This is a genomic window from Burkholderia lata, assembly GCF_902499335.1.
Classification (GTDB): domain Bacteria; phylum Pseudomonadota; class Gammaproteobacteria; order Burkholderiales; family Burkholderiaceae; genus Burkholderia; species Burkholderia lata_B.
Genome location: NZ_CABVQK010000003.1, coordinates 410,380 through 434,042, shown reverse-complemented (window position 1 = coordinate 434,042; position 23,663 = coordinate 410,380). Strand labels below are relative to the sequence as shown.

At 66.4% G+C, this 23,663-nt stretch carries 22 protein-coding genes; 16 read left to right on the top strand and 6 right to left on the bottom strand.

The genetic code is table 11. The features are described from left to right. Positions 1–43 precede the first annotated feature (43 nt). The 7 genes from BCO18175_RS09735 (at position 44) to argE (ending at position 6,797) form a co-directional block, all read left to right on the top strand. Positions 44–1,375 carry a DUF6396 domain-containing protein gene (locus BCO18175_RS09735; RefSeq protein WP_438820489.1) on the top strand — a complete coding sequence of 444 codons (1,332 nt, stop codon included), beginning with the start codon at positions 44–46 and terminating at the stop codon, positions 1,373–1,375. Positions 1,376–1,385: 10 nt separating this feature from the next. Next, entirely contained in the window at positions 1,386–1,688 is a 303-nt protein-coding gene (locus tag BCO18175_RS09730) for a hypothetical protein (RefSeq protein ID WP_174980401.1), read from the top strand. Continuing rightward, positions 1,685–2,188 carry a pentapeptide repeat-containing protein gene (locus tag BCO18175_RS09725; protein ID WP_174980400.1) on the top strand — a complete coding sequence of 168 codons (504 nt, stop codon included), beginning with the start codon at positions 1,685–1,687 and terminating at the stop codon, positions 2,186–2,188. Before BCO18175_RS09730 ends, BCO18175_RS09725 begins: the two co-directional genes overlap by 4 nt. 914 nt (positions 2,189–3,102) lie before the next feature. Continuing rightward, positions 3,103–4,443: a flavin-containing monooxygenase gene (locus BCO18175_RS09720; protein WP_174980399.1), complete on the top strand. Its 1,341-nt coding sequence runs from the start codon at positions 3,103–3,105 to the stop codon at positions 4,441–4,443. Positions 4,444–4,517: 74 nt separating this feature from the next. Continuing rightward, a complete protein-coding gene (locus tag BCO18175_RS09715) occupies positions 4,518–4,955 on the top strand; it encodes a RidA family protein (protein ID WP_089454353.1) in 438 nt (145 codons plus the stop codon). Between the two features lie 8 nt (positions 4,956–4,963). Beyond that, entirely contained in the window at positions 4,964–5,641 is a 678-nt protein-coding gene (locus BCO18175_RS09710; protein WP_122950566.1) for a DUF1028 domain-containing protein, read from the top strand. Continuing rightward, positions 5,634–6,797 carry an acetylornithine deacetylase gene (gene argE, locus BCO18175_RS09705; protein WP_174980398.1) on the top strand — a complete coding sequence of 388 codons (1,164 nt, stop codon included), beginning with the start codon at positions 5,634–5,636 and terminating at the stop codon, positions 6,795–6,797. The genes BCO18175_RS09710 and argE overlap by 8 nt, the downstream gene beginning before the upstream one ends. Before the next feature lie 69 nt (positions 6,798–6,866). On the opposite strand, the gene BCO18175_RS09700 is transcribed toward argE, so the two are convergent. After that, positions 6,867–7,790 carry a LysR substrate-binding domain-containing protein gene (locus BCO18175_RS09700; protein WP_174980397.1) on the bottom strand — a complete coding sequence of 308 codons (924 nt, stop codon included), beginning with the start codon at positions 7,788–7,790 and terminating at the stop codon, positions 6,867–6,869. 395 nt (positions 7,791–8,185) lie between these two features. Here BCO18175_RS09700 and BCO18175_RS09695 point away from each other — a divergent pair, with 395 nt between their 5' ends. Together BCO18175_RS09695 and BCO18175_RS09690 are read left to right on the top strand one after the other, a co-directional pair. Beyond that, positions 8,186–9,607: a purine-cytosine permease family protein gene (locus BCO18175_RS09695; protein ID WP_174980396.1), complete on the top strand. Its 1,422-nt coding sequence runs from the start codon at positions 8,186–8,188 to the stop codon at positions 9,605–9,607. A gap of 329 nt (positions 9,608–9,936) precedes the next feature. Continuing rightward, positions 9,937–10,323: a RidA family protein gene (locus tag BCO18175_RS09690; RefSeq protein ID WP_174980395.1), complete on the top strand. Its 387-nt coding sequence runs from the start codon at positions 9,937–9,939 to the stop codon at positions 10,321–10,323. A gap of 86 nt (positions 10,324–10,409) precedes the next feature. On the opposite strand, the gene BCO18175_RS09685 is transcribed toward BCO18175_RS09690, so the two are convergent. The 4 genes from BCO18175_RS09685 to BCO18175_RS09670 all read right to left on the bottom strand — a co-directional run bounded on the left by BCO18175_RS09685 (position 10,410) and on the right by BCO18175_RS09670 (position 17,475). Next, positions 10,410–12,689 carry an FdhF/YdeP family oxidoreductase gene (locus tag BCO18175_RS09685; RefSeq protein WP_174980394.1) on the bottom strand — a complete coding sequence of 760 codons (2,280 nt, stop codon included), beginning with the start codon at positions 12,687–12,689 and terminating at the stop codon, positions 10,410–10,412. 125 nt (positions 12,690–12,814) lie between these two features. Beyond that, on the bottom strand, positions 12,815–15,664 hold the full coding sequence (locus tag BCO18175_RS09680; protein ID WP_174980393.1) for an ATP-dependent Clp protease ATP-binding subunit: 2,850 nt from the start codon (positions 15,662–15,664) through the stop codon (positions 12,815–12,817). Between the two features lie 621 nt (positions 15,665–16,285). Next, positions 16,286–16,555, bottom strand: coding sequence for a hypothetical protein (locus tag BCO18175_RS09675; RefSeq protein ID WP_174980392.1), 270 nt, complete (start codon positions 16,553–16,555; stop codon positions 16,286–16,288). 104 nt (positions 16,556–16,659) lie between these two features. Next, positions 16,660–17,475: a family 1 encapsulin nanocompartment shell protein gene (locus BCO18175_RS09670; RefSeq protein WP_174980391.1), complete on the bottom strand. Its 816-nt coding sequence runs from the start codon at positions 17,473–17,475 to the stop codon at positions 16,660–16,662. A gap of 447 nt (positions 17,476–17,922) precedes the next feature. On the opposite strand from BCO18175_RS09670, the gene BCO18175_RS09665 reads away from it, so the two are divergent. Continuing rightward, complete coding sequence (locus BCO18175_RS09665) at positions 17,923–18,312, top strand: GIY-YIG nuclease family protein (RefSeq protein WP_174980390.1); 390 nt, start codon at positions 17,923–17,925, stop codon at positions 18,310–18,312. A gap of 190 nt (positions 18,313–18,502) precedes the next feature. On the opposite strand, the gene BCO18175_RS09660 is transcribed toward BCO18175_RS09665, so the two are convergent. After that, a complete protein-coding gene (locus BCO18175_RS09660) occupies positions 18,503–19,564 on the bottom strand; it encodes a Dyp-type peroxidase (RefSeq protein ID WP_174980389.1) in 1,062 nt (353 codons plus the stop codon). Between the two features lie 368 nt (positions 19,565–19,932). On the opposite strand from BCO18175_RS09660, the gene BCO18175_RS09655 reads away from it, so the two are divergent. From BCO18175_RS09655 to BCO18175_RS09630, 6 genes are all read left to right on the top strand, one after another. Further along, positions 19,933–20,310 carry a LysR family transcriptional regulator gene (locus BCO18175_RS09655; protein ID WP_174980388.1) on the top strand — a complete coding sequence of 126 codons (378 nt, stop codon included), beginning with the start codon at positions 19,933–19,935 and terminating at the stop codon, positions 20,308–20,310. After that, positions 20,307–20,756 (top strand): phosphate-starvation-inducible protein PsiE, encoded by a 450-nt coding sequence (locus tag BCO18175_RS09650; RefSeq protein ID WP_174980387.1) that lies wholly within the window; start codon positions 20,307–20,309, stop codon positions 20,754–20,756. Before BCO18175_RS09655 ends, BCO18175_RS09650 begins: the two co-directional genes overlap by 4 nt. Positions 20,757–20,810: 54 nt before the next feature. Beyond that, on the top strand, positions 20,811–21,008 hold the full coding sequence (locus tag BCO18175_RS09645) for a hypothetical protein (protein ID WP_174980386.1): 198 nt from the start codon (positions 20,811–20,813) through the stop codon (positions 21,006–21,008). A 68-nt stretch (positions 21,009–21,076) separates the two neighbouring features. Next, the gene (locus tag BCO18175_RS09640) at positions 21,077–21,532 is read left to right on the top strand and encodes a DUF1269 domain-containing protein (RefSeq protein ID WP_174980385.1); all 456 of its coding nucleotides are present in this window, start codon (positions 21,077–21,079) and stop codon (positions 21,530–21,532) included. 34 nt (positions 21,533–21,566) lie between these two features. Then, positions 21,567–21,821 (top strand): hypothetical protein, encoded by a 255-nt coding sequence (locus BCO18175_RS09635; RefSeq protein ID WP_174980384.1) that lies wholly within the window; start codon positions 21,567–21,569, stop codon positions 21,819–21,821. Positions 21,822–22,222: 401 nt separating this feature from the next. After that, positions 22,223–23,647, top strand: coding sequence for a PLP-dependent aminotransferase family protein (locus tag BCO18175_RS09630; protein WP_174973503.1), 1,425 nt, complete (start codon positions 22,223–22,225; stop codon positions 23,645–23,647). The last annotated feature ends 16 nt before the right edge of the window (positions 23,648–23,663 follow it).

Here is a 23,663-nt window from a genome sequence, read left to right as displayed (position 1 = left end):
CGATTTGTGGACGAAGGCGGCCGAGCGCAAGCACTGGAAGGCAATGCTGAATCTGGCGAATGCCTACGCCCAGGGGCAGGGGGTGGATCGTGATTCCGAACATGCCGTGCAGATCACCGAACAGGCGATGAAACTGGGTATTCCGGCGGCTTACGATCTGATGGGTACGTATCACATGAACGGGATGGGCGTAACGCAGGATGCCAGCCGCGCCTATGCATTCTGGCAATTGGCCGCCGATATGGGCAGCCCAAGTGCGATGGCGTATCTGGGTGGCAAGATGGACGCGCTCTATGATGATCCCAAGGCGGGTTTCTGGGGCAACCGCAAGATCGCACTCCAGATGCTTGAATGTGCGGTCGCACAGGGCAACGGAAGTGCAGCATATGAGTTGGGAACGACGATTACGGGTGATCGAGCCGAGTTGAGCGAGAACAACGAACGTGCGCTCAAGACGCTGCATGCGGGCGTGAAATTCGGCAGTGCCGAGAGTGCGGGATGGTTGAGTGCGTCGTTTGGCAAGGGGGACGCGCTGGTCGGCCATGTCAAGGATGAAGCCCGCGCCGAGCGCTACGGTGTCCTTGCCGATCGCCTCGAGCGCGACCCCGACCTGCGTCTGCCGAACCTGGACAAGGTGGTGCCGCTTCCGCCCGCCAAACTGCCCAAGTGGGACGGCAACAAGGAGACGTTGATCAACGCGGCGAAGGCGGTGACGTCCGCGCCGGCGTCGCCGGTCAAGCCCGCCGTGCACCCCGTGTCGCTGCATACGGGCCGCGCGCACGTGCCCGATGGCTACATGCTGCCGGAGAAGCCGCAGGTCACCGTGCCTCCGCAGGCGGAAACGACTGCCGCTCCTGTCGGTGGTTACTGGCTGGCACAACTGAAATATCCGGTCGCCGATCGTCACCTCGCATGGAATATGGCTCAGCTACCGATGCATTACCGGAAGGAGGAGCTGTTCGATCGGAGCCGCCCCGGTTTGATGCCGGAGGATGGCCGCATCTTCTTCCACTATGTCGGTGACGTGATTCCCATGCCCGCGCAAACGGTGGAATCGCATCCGCGCGTCACGCAGGGCATCGTGCGCGCCGCCGAATTTCCCGACCCGGCCATCCGGTGTCGCGGCACGCGTGCGTGCCCGGTGACGGGCATCTGGCAAGCCGATGTGGCAGGCGATCATCCTCGGGCGGCCACGTTCAACCAGTGGTATCGCCAGGCGTACGTCATGCAGGGCGATACGTTCCCCGATCCGCGGGCGACGCATCTGGACGTATCGCCGGCTGACGTGACGTGGACGTGGTGGAACGAGGCCAATCACCTGGGGTTCGCGAAGCTGCCTCAGGTCAGCGTCGGCAACGCGTCCGAGAACGCTTGAGGGGGCGGAGATGCGTAAATCGACGATTGCCGCGACGGTGTGTGTCGGCGGTCTGATCCTGGCCGCCTGGGGTGCGATCGCGGCAATGGGCTCCGTGGCCCAGATCAGCGGAGGTAGCTACGGTTCGCACGATGTGAGCGATTTCGCGATCGAGAATTTCCTGTTTCTCGGTCCGCTGCTTGCTTTGGGTGGCGTGGTCGCATGGTTCGCCAGCCGGGGTTCGGCAACATCCGGCGACGATGACGAGGAACAGCACTCGGACAAGGATGAGACCGATGCCGTGGCTCCCGCGCACCGGGAAGCAGATCGATGAGCAGTTCTGAAATCATCTACAAACACGATCAGTGGCGCAAGGGCGCGGGCGGTGCGCCCGCGGGACTGTCTGGTCAGGCAGACAGTTCGGCCTACGCCGGCCTCGATCTGGGTCTCGCGCAATTTGCCGGCAGCAGTTTCAACGGTAGCAGTTTCGCCGGCACGTCATTCCGGCAAGCCGGCTGGACGGGCTGCCGGTTCTCGGCCTGCACGTTCGCAGGTTGCGATTTTGCCGGGATTGCGATTTCCGGATGCACATTCGTCGATTGCAGCTTCAATGACGCCGCCTTTCAGGGCAGCACGTTCAACGGCGTGAAATTTCTCGGATGCAAGTGGAACGGTGTCAGGTTCGACGGCAACACGTGGCATTCGGTGCAGGTGCTGGACTGTACAGGCACCACGGTTGAAGCTCACGGTCTCAAGGGACTGGACGTCGATTTCACCGGGAGCTATTTCGAGCATCTGGCCTTCGAAGATACGGAAATCAACGGCGGGCATTGAGTCGAGGCGGTGTCCGTGACCGGGTTTCGTCAACGTAGCTGCGAGTTGGCCAGCAAAGGCCTTTTTGGCCGTCAATACCCACAAAGAAACATCATTTCGCGCAAGGCGGTCTGTCAGCGGAATGTCTCAACTCCAACCAGGCGGTTTCGGCGGACAGCCACGGCAGATACAGCAGGCCAGCCATCAGCAGCAACGTACTGGCGCGTACCCAAGTGCTTGGTCTTCGTAGCGACGGGGCTGATGGACTACCTCGATTTCTTCATGCTTGCCGGCGCGGGGAGCGCCACTCTAACGGTTGCTGCAACGGCGCGCGCGGGATCAGGAAAGGGCGGTTGAAGATCCGGCAGCCGCTACCTGTCCGCCCGAAGCGCGCGATTCGCCGTACAAATTCCGCGTCGAGGTCAACGGCCGCTTCCTGAACATGGATTCGAGCGACGTGGTGAGCGGCACGACTGGAATATTCACTGCGTATGCGGCGCCTCACGATTTGCCGGGTCCGAATCATGGTCGCTGATGGCCGGGCAGGCGGCGAAAACGATCCGGGCATAGCGATCCGAACATCGCACATGGGGTTCCAGATCAGGAGTGGAATCGGTTACATCGCGACGTAGGGCGCGCGTAATTAGCCTGAGATGGGCCGGCCCGATGCCTGCGGCGGGCGTGTAGCGGGCAGTGCGACGAAAGGGGCGTGCGCTGGTGTGCGATGCGCTGATGTCTTGTCCGCAGGTACTTCACCTTGAACGGCTCTTCCGGCACCGCCCACCGCCCATATTCCCCCACCCCCAGCTTTTTTCTCGTCAACACCAACAAAAATCATCATTTCGCGCCCGCCTGCGCATCAGCAGAATGTCTCCATTCCAACTCACGCGACAGCACGAGCGTCGCACTGAGCCGCACTTCAGAAGGAGACAGCCGTGGCAGTCGAAACAACCTCAATCGATACGCTCGTCGTCGGCGCCGGTCAGGCCGGCGTGGCCATGAGCGAGCACCTGGGCAAGCTGGGCGTACCGCATCTCGTGCTGGAGCGCAGTCGAATTGCCGAACGCTGGCGCACCGGGCGCTGGGATTCGCTGGTCGCGAACGGCCCCGTGTGGCACGACCGCTTCCCCGGCCTCGAATTCGACGGCCTCGATCCTGACGCGTTCGCGTCGAAAGACCAGGTCGCGGACTACTTCGAAGCATATGCGCGCAAGTTCAACGCGCCGATCCGCACGGGCGTCGAGGTCAAGAAGGTCGTGCGCAATACAGGTAAGCCGGGTTTCGTCGTCGAGACGTCCGACGGCACGATCGAGGCAAACCGCGTGGTCGTCGCGACGGGGCCGTTCCAGCGCCCGGTGATTCCGCCGATCGCGCCGGACGACGCGCGCCTCGTGCAGCTCCATTCCGCCGACTATCGCAACCCGGGCCAGCTTCCGGACGGCGCGGTGCTGGTGGTCGGCGCGGGTTCGTCGGGCGTGCAGATCGCCGACGAACTGCAGCGCGCGGGCCGGCAGGTGTACCTGTCGGTCGGCCCGCACGATCGTCCGCCGCGCGCGTATCGCGGCCGCGATTTCTGCTGGTGGCTCGGCGTGCTCGGCGAATGGGACAAGGAAGTCGCGACACCCGGCCGCGAACACGTGACGATCGCGGTGAGCGGCGCGCGCGGCGGCCATACGGTGGATTTCCGCAGGCTCGCGAACCAGGGCGTGACGCTCGTCGGGCTGACGAAGTCGTTCGATGGCGGCGTGGCCGTGTTCGAACGCGATCTCGCGATCAATCTCGCGCGCGGCGACGAAAACTACCTGTCGCTGCTCGACGCGGCCGATGCCTATGCGGCGCGCAACGGCCTCGACCTGCCGGAAGAACCCGAAGCGCGCCACATCCTGCCGAACCCCGAGTGCGTCGCGCATCCGATCCTCGCGCTCGACCTCGCCGGCGCGGGCGTCACGTCGATCATCTGGGCAACGGGCTATGCGGTCGACTATGGCTGGCTGAAGGTCGACGCGTTCGCCGACAACGGCAAGCCGCAGCACCAGCGCGGCGTGTCGAAGGAGCCGGGCATCTATTTCCTCGGGCTGCCGTGGCTGTCGCGGCGCGGCTCCAGCTTCATCTGGGGCGTGTGGCACGACGCGCGGCACATCGCCGATCACATCGCGATCCAGCGTACCTACCTCGACTACCACGACGCATCGCAGCGCCGCTCGACATCGCACGCGGAGCAGGACGGCGCCGCGACTCACGCCCACGCGCAGCCGCTTGCCGACGCGGTGAACTGACCGAACCCACGCCGCCTGCCGCACCCCGTTCGCATCCGGTGCGGCGGCGTGACCTTGACGACCGAAGGATTCCGATGAGCCAACCCACCCATACCCGTATCCGCATGTTCAACACGAAGGATACCTACCCGAACCAGACGCTCGACAACGATCTGTGCCAGGCCGTGCGGGCCGGCAACACCGTCTACGTGCGCGGCCAGGTCGGCACCGATTTCGACGGCAACCTGATCGGCCTCGGCGATCCGCGCGCGCAGGCCGAGCAGGCGATGAAGAACGTCAAACAGCTGCTGGAGGAAGCCGGCAGCGACCTCACGCACATCGTGAAGACGACGACCTACCTGATCGACCCGCGCTATCGCGAGCCCGTGTACCAGGAAGTCGGCAAGTGGCTGAAGGGCGTGTATCCGATCTCGACGGGGCTCGTCGTGTCCGCGCTCGGCCAGCCGCAGTGGCTGATGGAAATCGACGTGATCGCCGTGATCCCGGACAACTGGCAGCCGAACCGCGCGTAGGAGGCGACATGACTTTCTCCATCGTCGGGCGTTGCCCGGAGACGGGCCAGCTCGGGATCGCGATCAGCTCGTCGAGCATTGCGGTGGGCGCACGCTGCCCGTGGGTGCGCGCGGGCGTCGGCGCTGTCGCGACGCAGAACATCACGCTGCCGGCGCTCGGGCCGCAGATCCTCGACCTGATCGAGCACGAGCAGCTTGCGCCTGCCGCGGCGCTCGACCGCGCGCTCAGCGCGAACGGCTGGAGCCAGTACCGGCAGGTCACGGTGATCGACGGGCAGGGGCAGACGGCGTGCTTCACCGGCAAGGAAGCGCTCGGCACGCATCACGCGGTGCAGGGCGAGCAATGCGTGGCGGCCGGCAACCTGCTGGCTGCGCCGGCCGTGATCGACGCGATGGCGCGCGCATTCGAGCAGGCGCCCGGCCTGCTCGCCGATCGCCTGCTGGCCGCGATGCATGCGGCGATGGCGGCCGGCGGCGAGGCGGGGCCGGTGCACTCGGCCGCGCTGAAGGTGGCCGGTGACGTGACCTGGCCGATCGTCGACCTGCGCGTCGACTGGGCCGATGCCGATCCGATCGGGCAGCTCGATGCGCTGTGGCAGGCTTATCGGCCGCAGATGCAGGACTACCAGACGCGTGCGCTGAATCCCACCGCCGCGCCGAGCTACGGAGTGCCGGGCGATGAATGACACGTCGAGCCGCGCTCTGCTGGAGCGGCTGATCGGTTTCGCGACGGTCAGCCGCGATTCGAACCTCGAGATGATCGGTTTCATCCGTGACTATCTCGCGGGCTTCGGCGTCGAGAGCGAACTGTTCTACAACGGCGAACGCACGAAGGCGAGCCTGTACGCGACGATCGGGCCGCGCGATCGCGGCGGCATCGCGCTGTCGGGCCATACCGACGTGGTGCCGGTCGACGGGCAGGCGTGGACGGTCGAGCCGTTTCGGCTGACCGAGCGCGACGGCCGCCTGTACGGCCGCGGCACGGCCGACATGAAGGGCTTCATCGCATCGGTGCTCGCGGCCGTGCCGGCGTTCGTCGCCCGACCGCTGAGTGTGCCCGTGCATCTCGCGTTCTCGTACGACGAGGAAGTCGGCTGCCTCGGCGTGCGGCCGATGCTCGAAGCACTGGCCGCGCGCGAGCACCGGCCGCGCCTGTGCCTGATCGGCGAGCCGACCGAGCTGAAGCCGGTGCTCGGTCACAAGGGCAAGCTCGCGATGCGCTGTCATGTAAAGGGCGCCGCGTGCCACTCCGCGTATGCGCCGTCGGGCGTCAATGCGATCGACTATGCGGCGAAGCTGATCGGCCGGCTCGGCGAGATCGGTGATGCGCTCGCGCGGCCCGAACGGCACGACGAGCGTTTCGATCCGCCGTTTTCGACCGTGCAGACGGGGCTGATCAAGGGTGGCCGTGCGCTGAACATCGTGCCGGCCGAATGCGAGTTCGATTTCGAGGTACGGGCGCTGCCGGATTTCGACGCGCACGACGTGCCGAGGAAGTTGCAGGACTATGCGGAATCCGAACTGTTGCCGAGGATGCGCGCGGTTCAGCCCGACACCGACATCCGGCTGCAGCCGCTGGGCGCGTATCCGGGGCTCGCGACTTCGCCGGACAGCGAGGCCGCGCGCCTGCTCGCGATGCTGAGCGGCTCCGATGCATTCGGGACGGTGGCATTCGGCACCGAGGGCGGGCTGTTCGGGCAGGCCGGCATTCCGACCGTGGTGTGCGGGCCCGGCAGCATGGACCAGGGGCACAAGCCCGACGAGTTCGTCACGCTCGACCAGCTCCACGGCTGCGACGCGATGCTGGGCCGGCTGGCCGCGCATCTCTCTGCGGCCACCTGAAACGGCGAGCGGCCGACACGCACGTACCGCGTCCTGCGGCGCGTGCGTTTTCCTGTTCCTTCCTGTTCGTTATCGCGCCGTTTCCGCGACGATCTGCGCGAGCCGCTCGCGGCAGAAATCGACGAACGACTGCGCCTGCTTCGTGAGCTGACCGCGCTTGAGCCGCGCGCTCACGAGCCCCGACGGGCTCACCGTTTCGCTGAGGCTGATCGTCACGACGCGCTGGCCGTCGTACGTGTATTCGGAATGCGGGCGCGTGACGAGTAGCGAGAAGCCGAACCCCTGGCCGACCATCCCGCGCACCATCTCGATCGAAGGCGATCCGAACACGATGTTCGGCGTGAGCCCGAGTTCGTGAAAGAGGCTGACGAAATACGTGCGGCTCGGCTGCACGTCGAGCAGGATCATCGGCTCGACGCAGAGGTCGCGCAGCGATACGTGCGTCTGGCCCGCGAACCGGTGGTTCTCCGGCAGCAGCACGTACGGCTGCTGCGGCGGCATCAGCGGCTCGGTCTCGATCGTGCCGTCGAGATCGTGGTCGTACATGAGCGCGAGATCGAAGGTGCCGGACGTCAGGCCCTGCACGAGTTCCTGCTGGTCGCCGTCGCGCAGCCGGATGTTCACGCCCGGGTAGCGCTCGCGAAAGCCCGCGATCAGTTGCGGCAGATAGAGCGGCGCGACCGTCTCGAAGCAGCCGATGTCGATCTGCCCGGTGATCACGTCGTTGTCGGCGAGCGCGTTCTGTTCGAATTCGTGCGCGATGCGCAGCAGCTCCTGCGCCTTCCGGTAGAAGCGCGTGCCGCTCGGCGTGAGCGACACGCCCTGCGCGTGATGGCGGATGAACAGCTTCACGCCGAAGCTTTCCTCCAGACCCTTGATCGCGCTGGAGATCGACGGCTGCGCGATGAAGAGCTGGCGCGAAGCCTCGGCGACGCTGCCGGATTCCACCGTCGTCACGAAGTATTTCAGTTGCCGCAAAGTGTAGTGAGCCACAAGCACCTCTGATGCACGGCCCCGGCATGCCGCCGCGGGCGCAATCTGTCCATGGTTGTGCGTAGCACCTTACCTGAAAGCCCCCCGGTGCCGGCATTTCCGCTGCAGAGCTTTTTCGTATGTCCCGGAAATATTTTTAGTATTTTCCGGCCGCGATGCTCGTGGCGCACCATCGTCTCCAACCTGGATCACGACGATCACGAAGCGGTTGCGCACGCGGCAGCGGGTCATGGCATCCGTCCCCGCATGCGCATCGTCCGCTTCGTTCGACACCGCCGCGCGTGCACGCGGCGCGTCGTCGCTCGCGTATCCGGACCCGATTGCAGGCGCGTACCCCAACGCGCGCCGGCTGACACGGCAAGCGCGCATCGTCGCGCAGGACAGGAGACATCACCATGACGAACGTGGACCGCAACGCGTCCCCGATGATAGAGAAGCACACGATCGGCTACGTGCCGCCCGCGGAACGCCACGGCAAGGTGCGCGACCTGTTCACGCTCTGGTTCGGCGGCAACATCGCGCCGTTGCCGATCGTGACCGGCGCGCTCGGCGTGCAGCTCTTCCACCTGAACCTGATGTGGGGCATCGTCGCGATCGTCGTCGGCCAGGCGGTCGGCGGCGTGCTGATGGCGCTGCATTCGGCACAGGGGCCGCAGATGGGCATCCCGCAGATGATCCAGAGCCGCGCGCAGTTCGGCTCGTGGGGTGCGTTGCTCGTGACCGTGATCGCGGCCGTGATGTACGTCGGCTTCTTCGCATCGAACATCGTGCTCGCCGGCAAGTCGGTGCACGGCATCGCGTCGTCGGTACCGGTGCCCGTCGGCATCGTGATCGGCGCGGTGGGCTCGGGGCTGATCGGTATCGTCGGCTACCGGTTCATCCACATCCTGAACCGGATCGGCACGTGGGTGCTCGGCATCGGGATCCTGGTCGGCTTCTGGATGATCCTCACGCACGTGACGACCGACGATTTCCTGACGCGCGGCGGCTTCAACTTCGCGGGATGGCTCGCGACGGTGTCGCTGTCGGCGTTGTGGCAGATCGCGTTCGCGCCGTACGTGTCGGATTACTCGCGCTATCTGCCGGAAAGCGTCGGCGTGGCGTCGACGTTCTGGGCGACCTATCTCGGCTGCACGATCGGCTCGACGCTCGCGTTCATCTTCGGCGCGGTCGCGGTGCTCGCGGTGCCGGCCGGCGCCGACGCGATGGATGCGGTCAAGCAGGCGACGGGCCCGCTCGGCCCGCTGATGCTCGTGCTGTTCCTGCTGAGCGTGATCAGCCACAACGCGCTGAACCTGTACGGCGCGGTGCTGGCGGTGATCACGTCGGTGCAGACGTTCGCATACAAGTGGATTCCGACCGCGAAGGCGCGCGCGGTGGTGTCGGTCGTGATCTTCGTCGCGTGCTGCTACGCGGCGATCGGCGCGTCGACGAACTTCGTCGGCAACCTCGTCGATCTCGTGCTCGCGCTGCTCGTCGTGCTGGTGCCGTGGACGGCGATCAACCTGATCGACTTCTACGTGATCCACAAGGGCAAGTACGACATCAAGTCGATCTTCATGGCCGATGGCGGGATCTATGGCCGCTTCAACCCGCAGGCGCTGCTCGCGTATGCGATCGGCATCCTCGTGCAGATTCCGTTCATGAACACGCCGATGTACGCGGGCCCGATTCCCGCGCATCTCGGCGGCGCGGACCTGTCATGGCTCGTGGGGCTGGCGCTGACGTCGCCGCTGTACTACTGGCTCGCGTCGCGCGACAGCGCGTACCGGCGCCGGCAGACGGCCGCGACGATGCCGCCGACGGCGGTGCACTGAACGGGGCGTGGTTTGCTGCGCGGGAGGCGGCCAGGGTGCCGTCTCCCGTGCTGCGTTGTGGAGGCGGCACTGAAGGCCGAGGGCAGGCTTTCCTTGCGGTCATGGCGCCGTAGTCCCGGCTCCGGCTCCGGCGGGCAACGCGTTCGGTTGATCGCGACGAGATGGGGAAACCGCCGATGGAGTAGAGTGCATCGTCCGGTCCGGCCGGATGTGCGGGAAACGCAGCGATGCGACCGCGCATGCGGCCACACACTACCGGATCGCATCTCCATCCGCCGATGCCGACATCCGGCCGACGCGAGCCCGACAATCGATCGTGGAGCAGGAACATGCCCCTTCAACTGCATAATCCGGCCGGCATCGCCGAGCCGTTTTCCCGTTACAGTCACGGCGTCTCGGCGCCGGCCCAGGCATGCTGGCTGCACATTTCCGGCCAGGTCGGGGCTGCGCCCGACGGCAGCGTGCCGGACGATCCCGAGCGGCAGATGGAACTGGCCTGGGACAACCTGTTCGCCGTGCTGGCCGATGCGGACATGGTGGCGTCGGATCTGGTCAAGGTGGACGGGTTCCTGACTCGTCCCGATCTGGTGCCGCTCTATCGCACCGTGCGTGAGCGGCGGCTGGGCGGCCATGCGAGCGCGTCGACCGTCGTGATCGTCAGCGGCCTGGTCGTGCCGGCGCTGCTGGTCGAGATCCAGGCGGTCGCGGCGAAGTAGCCGGGCGAGCCGTGCGCGGCAGGGCTCGCCGGCCGGCGGCAGGCCCGCGCGGCGCACCGATCCGCGCACGCGAGCCTGCCGCTGCTTCAGACCACCGACGAGCGCGCGACGTGTACCGGCACCGACTTGTACGACGGCGTGCCGCTTTCCTTGTCGATGTAGTCGAGCGGCACGAGCACGTTCGCCTCCGGGTAGTACGCGCCGACCGACCCCGGCGCGATGTCGTACTCGATCGCGGTGATCTTCTCGAGACGCAGCGCGCGGCCCGATGAGGTGACCGTTTCGATGTCGACGAGGTCGCCGTGTTCGAGCCCGTACTTCGCGAGATCGGCGGGGTTCATGAACAGCACGTCACGCCGGCCGAACACGCCGCGATAGCGGTCGTCGAGCCCGTAGATCGTCGTGTTGTACTGGTCGTGGCTGCGCAGCGTGATCAGCCGCAGCACCTGCTCGGCGCCGAGCACGTCGGCATCTTCCTTCACGCCCTTGTAGACCGAGAACATCGCCTTGCCGGTCGGCGTCGGCCACACGCGCTCGGTGGGCGGCAGCGGCAGGCGGAAGCCGCCCGGCGTGCGGATGCGCTCGTTGAACGCCTCGAAGCCGGACACCGTGCGGTCGATCAGGTCGCGGATGCGGTCGTAGTCGGCGATCAGGTCGAGCCACGCGACCTTGCTCGCCGGCAGCGTCGCATGCGCGATCCCCGCGACGATCGCAGGCTCCGAGCGCAACTCGTCGGACGCCGGCTTGAGCTTGCCGGCCGACGCGTGAACCATCGACATCGAATCCTCGACCGTGATCGACTGCCGGCCGGTGGCCTGCATGTCGAGCTCGGTGCGGCCGAGCACCGGCAGGATGAAGGTTTCCTTCGCGACCAGCAGGTGCGAGCGGTTCAGCTTCGTGCCGAGATGCACGCTCAGGTCGAGCTTCGCCATCGCCGGGAACGACTGTTCCGGATCGGGCAGCGCGACCGCGAAGTTGCCGCCGAGGCACAGCAGCGCCTTCGCGGTGCCGTCGATCATCGCCTGCATCGCCTGCACCGCGTCATGCCCGTGATGCGCGGGCGGCGTGAAGCCGCACACGTCCTCGATCTTCTTCAGGAACTCGGCCGACGGCTTCTCGGTGATGCCGACCGTGCGGTTGCCCTGCACGTTCGAATGGCCGCGCAGCGGGCACACGCCGGCGCCGGGCTTGCCGATGTTGCCGCGCATCAGCAGCAGGTCGGCGATCAGGCGCACGGTTGCCGTGCCCTTGTTGTGCTGCGTGACGCCCATTCCGTACGTGACGATCGTCGCGTTCGACTTCGCGTACGCGAGCGCGACCTGTTCGAGCTGCGCCTGGCTGAGCCCGCTCGCGCGCTCGATGTCGTCCCACGACGTGGCTTCGAGGTCGGCCGAGAACGCGTCGAAGCCGTTGGTGTGCTGCGCGATGAAGTCGCGGTCGAGCACGTCGCCGCGTTCGGCTTCGAGCTGCAGCAGCGCCTTCATGATGCCCTTCAGCGCGGCCGCGTCGCCGCCGGCGTCGACCTGGTAGTACGTCGATGCGATTCGCGTCGAGCCGAACGACGCCATCTCGATCATGTCCTGCGGATCGGCGAAGCGCTCGAGCGCGCGCTCGCGCAGCGGGTTGAACACGATGATCGGCACGTTGCGCCGCGAGCACTCGTGCAGCGTGCCCATCATCCGCGGGTGGTTCGTGCCGGGGTTGTGGCCGATCGAAATGATCAGCTCGCAGTGGTCGAAATCCTCCAGCGACACGGTGCCCTTGCCGATGCCGATCGACTGCGGCAGGCCGACGCTGGTCGGCTCGTGGCACATGTTCGAGCAGTCGGGAAAGTTGTTGGTGCCGAACTCGCGCGCGAACAGCTGGTACAGGTACGCGGCTTCGTTCGACGCGCGGCCCGACGTATAGAACTCGACTTGGTCGGGCGGCAGCGCGCGCAGCACTTCGCCGATGCGCGCGAACGCGTCGTCCCATTCGACCGTGCGGAACGTGTCGGTCGCGCGATCGTAGACGAGCGGATGCGTGAGGCGGCCCATGTTCTCCAGCTCGTAGTCCGACATGCGCAGCAGCGACGACACGGTGTTCGCCGCGAAGAACTCGGGCGTCACGCGCTTGGTGGTCGCTTCCCACGTGACGGCTTTCGCACCGTTCTCGCAGAACTGGAACGTCGACTTGTGTTCCTTGTCGGGCCACGCGCAGCCGGGGCAGTCGAAACCGTCGGGCTGGTTGGTCCGCATCAGCACGATCGGCGCCTCGATGGTTTCCATTTGCGTGCGCACCGCATCGGCTGTCGCGCGAAGCGCGCCCCAACCACCGGCGGGCCCGTCGTACTTCCTGATGCCTGGCACTTCGCGTCGATTTGTCATGTGAATCTCCATCAGCCGGTCCCGATACGGGCGGCTCGGTTTGCGCCGTGTCGCGGCGTGGGGCGGCTCCGTCCGGTGGACGGAGCCGGTCATGCATGCCCCGGGCGTGCGGGGCACGCTGGGTTTCAGTGCGCGTCCTTCTTCGCGCCGGACGACTTCTTGCCGGAGGGCTTCGCGGCAGGCGCGGGCGGCGGTGCGTCGGCGGGCGTGTCGCCGGCCTTCGCATCGTCGGTGGCCTTGGCCGCCTTGCCGTTCGGTTTTGCCTTGCCTTCAGCGTCCTTCTTCGCGTCCTTGGCCGCCTTCGCATCAGGCGCCGCGAGCATGTTGAACTTCACTTCGTCGCTGGCCTTGTCGTAGTCGACTTCGCACCGGTCGCCGGACTTCAGGCGATCGGCGAGGATCTCCTTCGCGAGCCGGGTCTCGATGGTCTGGCGGATCTGGCGCTTCAGCTCGCGCGCGCCGAATTCCGGCTGGTAGCCGGCTTCGGTCAGGTGCTCGACGAGCGAGTCGCCCATCACGAGCGTGATGTCCTGCGCGGCGGCCGTGCGTACCACGCGGTCGAGCTGGATCTGCACGATCGCGCGGATGTTCTCCTTCGACAGCGCATGGAAGACGATCACCTCGTCGATCCGGTTCAGGAACTCGGGGCGGAAATGGCCCTTCAGCACCTGCATCAGTTCCTCGCGAATCGCCTTGTCGGTCTTGCGCGCGGCTTCCGGTTGCGTGAGGTTGTCCATGATGATCGCGGCGCCGAGGTTGCTCGTCGCGATGATGATCGTGTTGCTGAAGTCGACCACGCGGCCCTTGCCGTCAGTCAGGCGGCCGTCGTCGAACACCTGCAGCAGTACGTTGTAGACGTCCGGATGCGCCTTCTCGATCTCGTCGAGCAGGATCACGCTGTACGGGCGGCGCCGTACGCGCTCGGTGAGCTGGCCGCCTTCGTCGTAGCCGACGTACCCGGGCGGCGCGCCGATCAGCCGCGCGACCGCGTGCCGCTCCATGTACTCGGACATGTCGATGCGGATGATCGCCTGCTCGTCGCCGAACACGGTCTCGGCGAGCGCCTTCGCGAGCTCGGTCTTGCCGACGCCCGTCGGCCCGAGGAACAGGAACGTCGCGATCGGCCGGTGCGTCTGACCGAGCCCCGCGCGCGACAGCCGCACGGCATCGCTGACGGCCACCACCGCGTCGCTCTGGCCGACCACGCGCTCGCGCAGTTGCTCTTCCATCTTCAGCAGCTTCTGGCGCTCTTCCTGCGTGAGTTCGGACACCGGGATGCCGGTGAGGCGCGACACGACTTCGGCCACCGATTCGACGGTCACTTCGAGCGTCTCCGAACCGGTCTTGCGCTGCCACGCCTCCATCATCTCGTCGACGGCCTTCTGCTTCGCGTTGATCTGCTCCTCGAACTGCTTCGCTTCGTCGAAGCGCTTGCGCGACGTCGCGTAGTCCTGCTCGCGCTTCAGTTGCGCGATCTGCGCTTCGCCTTCCTGGATGTCGACCGGGCGCGACGTCGCGCCGATCCGCACGCGCGCGGCGGCCTGGTCGATCAGGTCGATCGCCTTGTCGGGCAGGAAGCGCGACGTGATGTAGCGGTCGGCGAACTCCGCGGCCGCGACGAATGCGTCGTCGGCGAACGTCACCTGATGGTGCGCCTCGAGGCTGTCGCGCAGCCCGCGCAGGATCACGATTGTTTGCTCGACGCTCGGCTCCGGCACGAACACGGGCTGGAAGCGCCGTTCGAGCGCCGCGTCCTTTTCGATGTACTTCTGGTATTCGTTGAGCGTTGTCGCGCCGATCAGGCTCAGCTCGCCACGCGCGAGAGCGGGCTTCAGCACGTTAGCGATGTCGAGGCCGCCTTCACCGCCGCCCTGGCCCGCGCCGACGATCGTGTGCAGCTCGTCGATGAACAGGATCAGTTCGTCGTGCTTCGCAGTGACTTCGTCGATCAGCTGCTTCGCGCGCTCCTCGAATTCACCGCGATACTTCGCGCCGGCCACCATCGAGTTGATGTTGACTTCGACGAGCCGCTTGCCGCGCAGCACCTCGGGCACGTCGCCGTTGACGATCCGCTGCGCGAGCCCTTCGACGATCGCAGTCTTGCCGACGCCCGGCTCGCCGATCAGCACCGGGTTGTTCTTCTTGCGGCGCGCGAGCACCTCGATCGTGCTCTCGATTTCCTGCGCGCGGCCGAGCACCGGGTCGAGCTTGCCCTGGCGCGCGATCGCGGTGAGGTCGCGGCCGAACTTGTCGAGGTTCGGCGTGCCGGTCGGCGCATCGACGCGGCCGTCCTCGGCACCTTTGCCGACCACCTTCACGACTTTCTGGCGCAGCGCCTCGGGCGTCACGCCGTATTTCTTCAGCAGCGTGCCGGCGACGCTGTCCGGCACCGATGCGAGCCCGATCAGCAGGTGCTCGGGGCCGATGTACGAGTGACCGAGATCGCGCGACGCCTGGAACGCGTACTGTACGGCCTTCTTCACGCGCGGCGAGATCGACAGCTTGTCGAGCGGCGCGTCGGGGTCGGCCGTGCCGGTGTGCGCATGCTCGTCGATGTACGACCGGATGTCCTGCGGCGACAGCTTCAGTTCCTTCAACAGCGCGGCACACACGTCGGTGTCCGCGAGCGCGTACAGCAGGTGTTCGGAATCGAGCTCGCTGCGGCGCAGCTCGTGCGCCTTCTCGGCCGCGCGCTGCAGCAGTTCCAGCGTCTGCTCGCTGAACGCGTCGGTCGGGTCGACCGATTCGCGCGGAATCTCGGCGGCGAGCGGCGATTCGTCATCGAGCCCGCCGAACAGCGACGACGAGCCGCCGCCGCCCAGCAGCGAATCGAACGGGTTCAGCATGCTCTGATGCCGCATCAGCTGACGGAAGTGGTAATCGCAGATCGAGATCGTCTTGCGCTCGCCGTCCTGCATCACGGTTGCGCGCGCGACGGCCGGCCGGGCGTGGCAGATATCGCAAAGTGCGGGCATGGTGGTCTGGCTCCTGTCGGTGAAAGTGGGTCGAAGGGTGAAGTCCCGATGCGGTGCGGCGCTTGGCGCATCCCGACCGCGAACGCACGACGCGCGGCACGGCGGCGCGCGGGCGGCACCGGTGCTGTCGCGCAGCGCGCGCCGGCGTCGTGCAGGGTCGCGGTCAGGGCGGCAAGCGTGCGTGCCGGGAGGAGCCCACGGCATCGCTTCGACTGCGTTCAAAATAGCGAATCGGCGGAGGCCATCCAAGACACAGTTCCGCGCCGGGCAGGCAGGGAATTGCACCCTCGCATGCGCTTGCGCACGGGTGGCAAGGAGTACAGACGGGCGTGCGCGCGGCGGCGCGGGCGTGCGCGGCTTACGCAGCGTGTGATGGCAGGAAGCGGGAGCGGGCGGAACGCGAACGGAGCGCGGTGCGACATCGGCGCGCAGGGCGCCGGTTGCCGGTGGGTGGAGCGCACCGCGGGTGCGCAGGCGCGACGGAAGCGCCGCAGGGGGAACGTGCTTCGACCGGCCAAGTGCGACCACGCACGCACCGCAGCCGATGCGTGTGTGGTGGCCGAAGGAGAGGGCGGGTTGCACGGTCCGGGCCGGACACGGCGCAACCGTGGCGTGCCGCGATCAGTCCGGGAATGTCATCGCGAGCCGTTGCCGGGCGATCTGCTTCACGTCCGTTGACAGTGCCGCATTCGGCAGACCATTGGCCCAGACGGAGAACGAATCCTCGATCAGGTTGCGCGTGTCGGGCGGCAACTCGGCCAGGACCAGCGACATGACGGTGAACAGCACGGCGGTGTCGCCGGCCTGGCTGCTCGCGTTCGCATCGACCGTCTGCTTCAGGTGATCGACCGACGCCTGTAGCGCCTGCAATGCCTCATTCGAATCGCTCATCACACACTCCATGCAAGATGGGTTCGATCGGCGACGAACATGCGGCCGGCGGTGCGGTCGGTCGCGCGCGACACCTGGCGGGCATCGCGCGCGGGCAACCGTGATCAGGCTGCCGTGCTGGCCTGCGGCGCCACGGCCACCGATGCTTCGCTCGTCAGCATCAGGAACGTGAACGTCTCGCGCAGGTACAGGCGGACGACCTTGTCGGTATGGCTCGTGTAGCCGATTGATACGTCTTCCCCGAGATGCAGCTCGTAATCGCCGCCGCGCGTGGACAGCACGCAGCCGCCGCTGATCGCCGGCGCCCAGATGATCTCGCCGCTGACGATCCGCTTGATATGGCCGAGGACCGGATAGCCCTGGTCGCGCGCTTCGCTGAGCGCCGTGTACGCATCCGAGCCGAGCACGACCGAGTACGGGCCGTCGACGCCCGCGAGCCGCAGTGCCTCGAGCGCGTCGCTGATCGCGTCGGGATACGCGCTGACGTCCGCCGGCAGCGTGAGCTTGCGGTTCGACGTGCCTTCGCGGATGCCGACGATGCCGGCGGCTTGGTAGCCGTCGAAAATCGCGCCGTCTTCGGCGAACGCGAGCCGCTGCGCGGCGTCCTTTGCCGGTTGCCAGTCGGCGTCGCGCGCGCCGCGCTCGACGCTGTCGATCGCATCGCGGCTCAATTCGAACGGCACCGTCAGCTCGACGATCGTGCGGACTTCGCGCAGCCGTGCATTCACGAGCTCGCGCGGCGCGCTGACTTCGACCAGGTGCCCCGTGCCGACGGCCGACAGCTCGGGGCCTTCGGGGCCGTCGACGTCGACGACGCGGCGGCCGGCTACTGATCGTTTGAACGTGCGGGCCACTTCCTCCTCGATTTGTTCCCAGGCGGAGGACGAGATCGGGGCGAGTTCGCGGTGCAGGTTATTCATGGGTTCTTGTTGCCTCACGTCAGCGAAAACACTTCATGGTGGGCCGATCGGCTGACGGACTGCGCCTGATGCCAGGCATGCCGATCGCGGGCGAAAATGCATATTAGCAGGCTCGATTGACACCACTGCAGCACAAATCGAAACGACACCGTGCGGTGGCGCAACTGTTATGCAATTCGCGCGTGGGGTGAGGGTGTGCACATGTGCGGAATGCCGCGACCGGATGGCGATATCGGGTTCGTGCCGGCGCTGACACCGCTCGGGCCGCGCTCGACAACACGCCGAACCATTTCCGGTCGACGGCCCATCGCGAGTCGTGCATTCTTACGAACATTCATCCGGCAGGGTTTCCGGAAGCCGCGTTTGGCGGCGTTCAGTCGCCGGGCCTGCGCACGGATGAATCATAGACGCAGCCTATTGAAGCTTCACAACAAGTGGAGGTCATCCATGGCACTACAACTCGTCTCGCCCGAAGACAAATACATGCTGAAGACGGGCGTCATCAATCACGAGGCAGTCATCTCGCATTTGAAGCAGGTGTTGCGCTCGCTTGCCATGAAACCGGAGTACAGCAAGTTCTATATCGGCATCACCAGCGATCTGAATACCCGGCTGGCTTCACACCGGGCCAACAAGCCTGATTTCAAGTTGATGTGCCCGATTTATCTCGAGGCGCACAACCTGGTCGGGAATGCGTTCGATCGCCTTGAGCGCAAGGCCATCGAAACCTTCCGTAGTGGTATCACGCACCCTGACACCCATGAAATGATGCTGGAATGCCGCAACGGGCCGGGCGGCGCACTGCCGAAGAACTGGCTCTATATCCTGGTCGGCTGATTCGTCGAGCGGAGCGTCAGGAGCGTAAGCAGGTGCGCGCAACGGCCTGCATGCGGTGGTATCGCCGAGGGCGTGCCCATGCGCAGCGCAGCACGCCTTCACCACATGTGTGCTCCGGTCAGCCGGGCCGCGGCCATTCCGGACACGCCCGGCGCGGGGTTGCGCGCCGGACTGCCCCTGGCGCGTTGCCTTACGACGGCACGCCTTTCAGCGAGCCGATTTTCAGCGAGCCGTCGCGATGCGGCGCGGCTGACGACGCTTCCGGCTGCACGGCGTCCGCGGCCGGCGCCGCACGATCGGCGAGTGCTTCGAGCAGGTCGGCCGACGGCACGAAGAACAGCGAGCCGGTGACGGCGCGGCTGTAGTCGAGCAGGCGGTCGTAGTTGCCGGGCGGGCGGCCGACGAACATGTTCTCGAGCATCTGCTCGATCGGCGCCGGCGTGCGCGCGTAGCCGATGAAGTAGGTGCCGAATTCGCCTGCGCCCGGGCGCCCGAACGGCATGTTGTCGCGCAGGATCTTCACTTCCTGGCCGTCCTCGTCGAGCGTGGTCAGCGAGCTGTGCGAGCACGACGGCTTCACGTCCGGTGCGAGTTCGATGTCGGACAATTTGGTGCGGCCGATGATGCGCTCCTGCGTCTCGACCGCAAGTGCGTTCCAGCCGGCCATGTCGTGCAGGTACTTCTGCACGATCACGTAGCTGCCGCCCGCGAATTCCGCGTCTTCGTCGCCGATCACCGTGAAGTCGACCGCCTCGCGGCCTTCCGGGTTCTCGGTGCCGTCGACGAAGCCGATCATCGCGCGCTGGTCGAAATTGCGGAAGCCGTGCACCTCGTCGACGACCGTGACGGCATCGCCGAGCGCGCCGAGCAGCTGCGTCGCGAGTTCGAAGCACAGGTCCATCGCTTCCGCGCGAATGTGCAGCAGGATGTCGCCCGGCGTCGCGACCGCGACGCGCTGCCCCGCGCCGAATTCGCGGAACGGATGCAGCGTGGCGGGGCGCGGGTTGCCGAACAGCGCATCCCACGCGTCGGCGCCGAAGCCGCACACGCAGGTGAGGTTGCCGCCCGGTACGCGCTTGCCGACCGAGCGCACGAGCGCGGCGATGTCGCCGCACCATGAACGGATCGTGTCGGCGTGGTCGGCGCCGGGATTGATCGTCGCCACGAGGAAGATCGCGCTGCGCGTGATCGTGCTGTGAACGTTTTGGGAGAGCGGGGGAGGTGTCTGCATCGTGGCCTGCCGGTCAGTCATGTCGGGACGGAAGTGCCGTGGCGCGCGAAGGCGAACGGTTGAACTGTGTCATGCGACTGTTCTCTTTGTGTCATGCGGATGAAGGACGTTGCGCGGACCTCGCGCAACGGGCCGCAGCGGTGGCGGCCGGCCGCACGGCGCGTGACCTGCCCGCACCGCGTAACGTCGTCGAGCAAGCAATCTAGCAGCTTCGGCCAGTCTTTGGAACACGTATCGCCAATCTGTCATTCGAATGCGTCAAACAGGGCCGGATTTTGAGCGGCGCCCGCACAGCTGTACTCCTGGCGCGCGCGGCGCTGTGCTCTTGAGCGTGCGTGCCGCGTGCAGTAGATTAGGTCCCGCTGCGCCCGCCGACGAGGAGCGTCATCATGAACCTGCTGGAAGCGATGCGTGTGTATGTCGCGGTGGTCGAGCATGGCGGCCTGGCCGGCGCGGCGTTCGAACTGCAGCTCGACGAAGCACAGGTGAGCGAACGGATCGACGGCCTCGAACGGTATCTCGGCTGCCGCCTGCTGCTGTGCCGCGAGCACGACGACGTTGCCTGCACCGATGCGGGTGACGCGTTCCACGTGTGCTGCCGCCGGACGCTGTCCGCGGTCGAGCAGGCGGTCGGCGCGGCCGGCCCGCACGCGCCGGATGTGCCGGTTGCGTCGGACGCGCACGATACCGCGCATGCCGCCGCGCACGCCGCGGTTTTCCCGCCGCCCGGCGCCGTTCAAGCCTCATCACCGCGACTGTCACCTTGAATACGACCACCGTTTCCTGCTCGCCGGCCGAGCGCATTCGCCGCCGCTTCGGCCATTTCCTTCATGCAGCCGAACTGGCCGGGCTGATCGTGATCGGGCTCGCGACCGCGTTCGCGATGACGCAGGAAGCGTGGAAGGTCGTGCTCGCGGGCGAGGTGTCGCTGACCGACCTGCTGCTGATGTTCCTGTACCTGGAAGTGCTCGCGATGGACGTGCGCTACCTGCGGCTCGGCCGGTTGCCCGTGCGGTTTCCGCTGTTCATTGCGATGACGTCGCTCGCGCGCGACCTGATATTGCGCGGTGCAACCGACAGCCCCGAGCGGATGCTGATGACGACGTTCGGGATCGTGCTGCTCGCAGTTGGCGTGCTGATCCTGAGTTTCGGCCAGCACCGCTTCCCGGCCGACGTCGCCGATGTCGAGGACGATGCGCATGCGCGCAGGTGACACACGAGCGGCAGGCCGCATGCATGTTCCCTGTCCCTGCAAGGAGGATGCCGGATGAGCACGCATTCCGTTGAAACGAAACAGGCGATCGAACTGCAGCACGCGGCGTCGGACGCCTACCGGCTGGCGCGCGACACGCGCGATGCCGATCCGGCGCTCGCGCGCGCGCCGTCCGTCGCCAGGCTGCAGCGGGAGGCCGCGCACGCGTATGCCGATGCGGCCCGTGCACGCGTGGCGGCCACCGGCATCTGAATCGAACTCCGGCGTGCCGCATGCGGAGCGGCGGCTGTCACTGACCATCCAACCGAGCGAGGTGTCGCATGACCAAGCAACTGATCGTCGCCGTGTTCGGCAGCGTCGACACGGCCCGCCAGGCCGCGAACGATTTCGAGGCGCTGTCGGAGAAGAACGAAGGATTCCACATCGAGAACGGCGTCGTCGTCGAGAAGGACGCGACCGGCAAGCTCGCGGTGCTCCACGCCGAATCGAGGCCGTTCAAGGGCGGCGTGATCGGCACGATCGCAGGCGGTTTGCTCGGGCTGCTCGCCGGGCCGCTTGGCGTGGTCACCGGCATGGCGGCCGGTGCGGGCGCCGGCATTCTCGCGGAAGCGGCCGGTAATGCGCTGCTCGACGGCACGTTCGTCGAGACGATCGCGGCACGGCTCGTGCCCGGCAGCATCTCGGTCATCCTGGAAGCGAAGGAGGACACGCCGTTCTCGGTCGACAACGTCGTGACGGGATTCGGCGGCAAGGTGTTCCGCCAGTCGCTCGACTGACCTCGCCATCTTCGAACCGCATCGAGAGAACGACATGCGCATCGATCAATCGTACCGGCGCTTCGACATCGCGGCGACACTGTCGCCGCTGCCCGGCAACGCCAACCGCGCGATCGCGGTCGTCGACGTGACGACCGACGATCCGGCCCGCATCGCCGATCTCGGCACCGGGCAATTCCTGCAGATCCGCAAGTGGGTCGAGTCGAACGACGTCGCGTTGCTGACGGTGGTGTTCGACGAATGCAAGGTCGCGATCGATCACTACGCGGACAACGTCGACGACGCTTGAGCGCACGCGCGGCCCGCGCATGACCGGGCTTCGCGTGATTGCCGCCCGCGGCCATCGGCAAACCGCGCTGACGCGTGCCGGCATCGTGCCCGGCGAATGGCTGCCGCGCGATCGCGCGGGGCCGCGCCGTCGCGTTCGAATCTGTTCACCACGCCGGCCGGATTTCACGTTTCCTCGCCAAACTGTCACTTACATTCGTCGAAATGACGCAGTAGGATGCCGAACCTTGTCTAGATGAGATTCGCATTGCTATCCGCCTTCAATTTCGATAACGGACGAGGTTCGCACCGGCACGCCCACGCCCACGCCCACGCCCGGGCACGGCTATCCGGCTTCGTGCACCGGCGCGGCCATGCCGCCCGTGCACCGCAGGCCGGTTCACCGCTGGCGGGGCGAGGCGGATGAAGCTCTACGAGAAATTTGCAAACGACATAGAGAGACTCATCCGGCAAGGGGTATATCGACACGGCGATCGTGTGCCGTCGGTGCGGCAGGCGAGCCAGCAGCACCGGATCAGCATCACGACCGTGCTGCATGCGTATCTGCTGCTGGAAAGCCGCGGGCTGCTCGAAAGCCGTCCGCAGTCCGGCTATTTCGTGAACCTGCGGCGCGACGACAGCCATGCGCCGGTGCGCGAACTGCGACCGTCGAAGCCGATCGCGATCTCGTCGTCGGTCGACGTGAGCCGGCTCGTGCTGTCGACGCTGCGCTCGATCGGTACCGACGACGCTGTGCCGCTCGGCTCGCCGTATCCGGACCCGAGCCTGTTCCCGTTCGAGAAGCTGAACCGCTACGCGTATGCAGCCGGCCGCGACAAGTCGCTGTGGGGCGTGACGGACGGGCTGCCGCCCGGCCATCCGCGGCTGATCCGGCAGATCGCGCGCCGCTACCTGGAAAACGGGATGTCGGTGGACCCGAACGAGATCATCGTGACGGTCGGCGCGACGGAGGCGATCAACCTGTGCCTGCAGGCCGTTGCGAAGCCGGGCGACACGATCGCGGTGGAGTCGCCGACGTTCTACGCGATGCTGCACGCGATCGAACGGATGGGGATGAAGGCGATCGAGGTGGCGACGCATCCGGAATACGGGATCGACATCGCGGCGCTGGCTGCGATCGCGAAGTCGCAGCCGATCGCCGCGTGCATGGTGATGCCGAACTTCCAGAACCCGCTCGGCTTTCAGATGCCGGACGAGCGCAAGCGCGAGCTGGTCGAGTTCGCCGCGAAAGCCGACCTGCCGATCATCGAGAATGGCGTGTACAACGAACTGTACTTCGGCAACGTGCATCCGAGCACGCTGAAGTCGTTCGACCGTCACGACAACGTGCTGCATTGCTCGTCGTTCTCGAAGAGCCTGACGGCGGCGTACCGGATCGGCTGGGCGCTGCCGGGCCGCTATCGCGAGCAGGTCGAGAAGCTGAAGTTTCTGAACACGCTCGCGACGCCGTCGTTGCCGCAGCTCGCGATCGCGGAGTTTCTCGAGCGCGACGGCTACGAGCATCACCTGCGGCGGATTCGCAAGGCCTATGCGCAGCAGGCGAACCTGATGCGTACGATGGTGTCGCGGTTCTTCCCGGAAGGCACGCGCATTTCGAGCCCGGCAGGCGGCTACGTGCTGTGGATCGAACTGCCCGTGCAGGTCGACGCGATGCGCTTGTACCAGCTCGCGCTGGAGCAGGGGATCACGATCGGCCCCGGCTACATGTTCTCGATCGCGGACAGCTACCGCAATTTCATCCGCCTTAACTACAGCAGCCCGTGGTCGCCGGAGATCGAGCAGGCGGTCGTGACCGTCGGCAAGCTCGCGGCCTACTGCGTCGACTGAGCGTACCGCCGCGAGT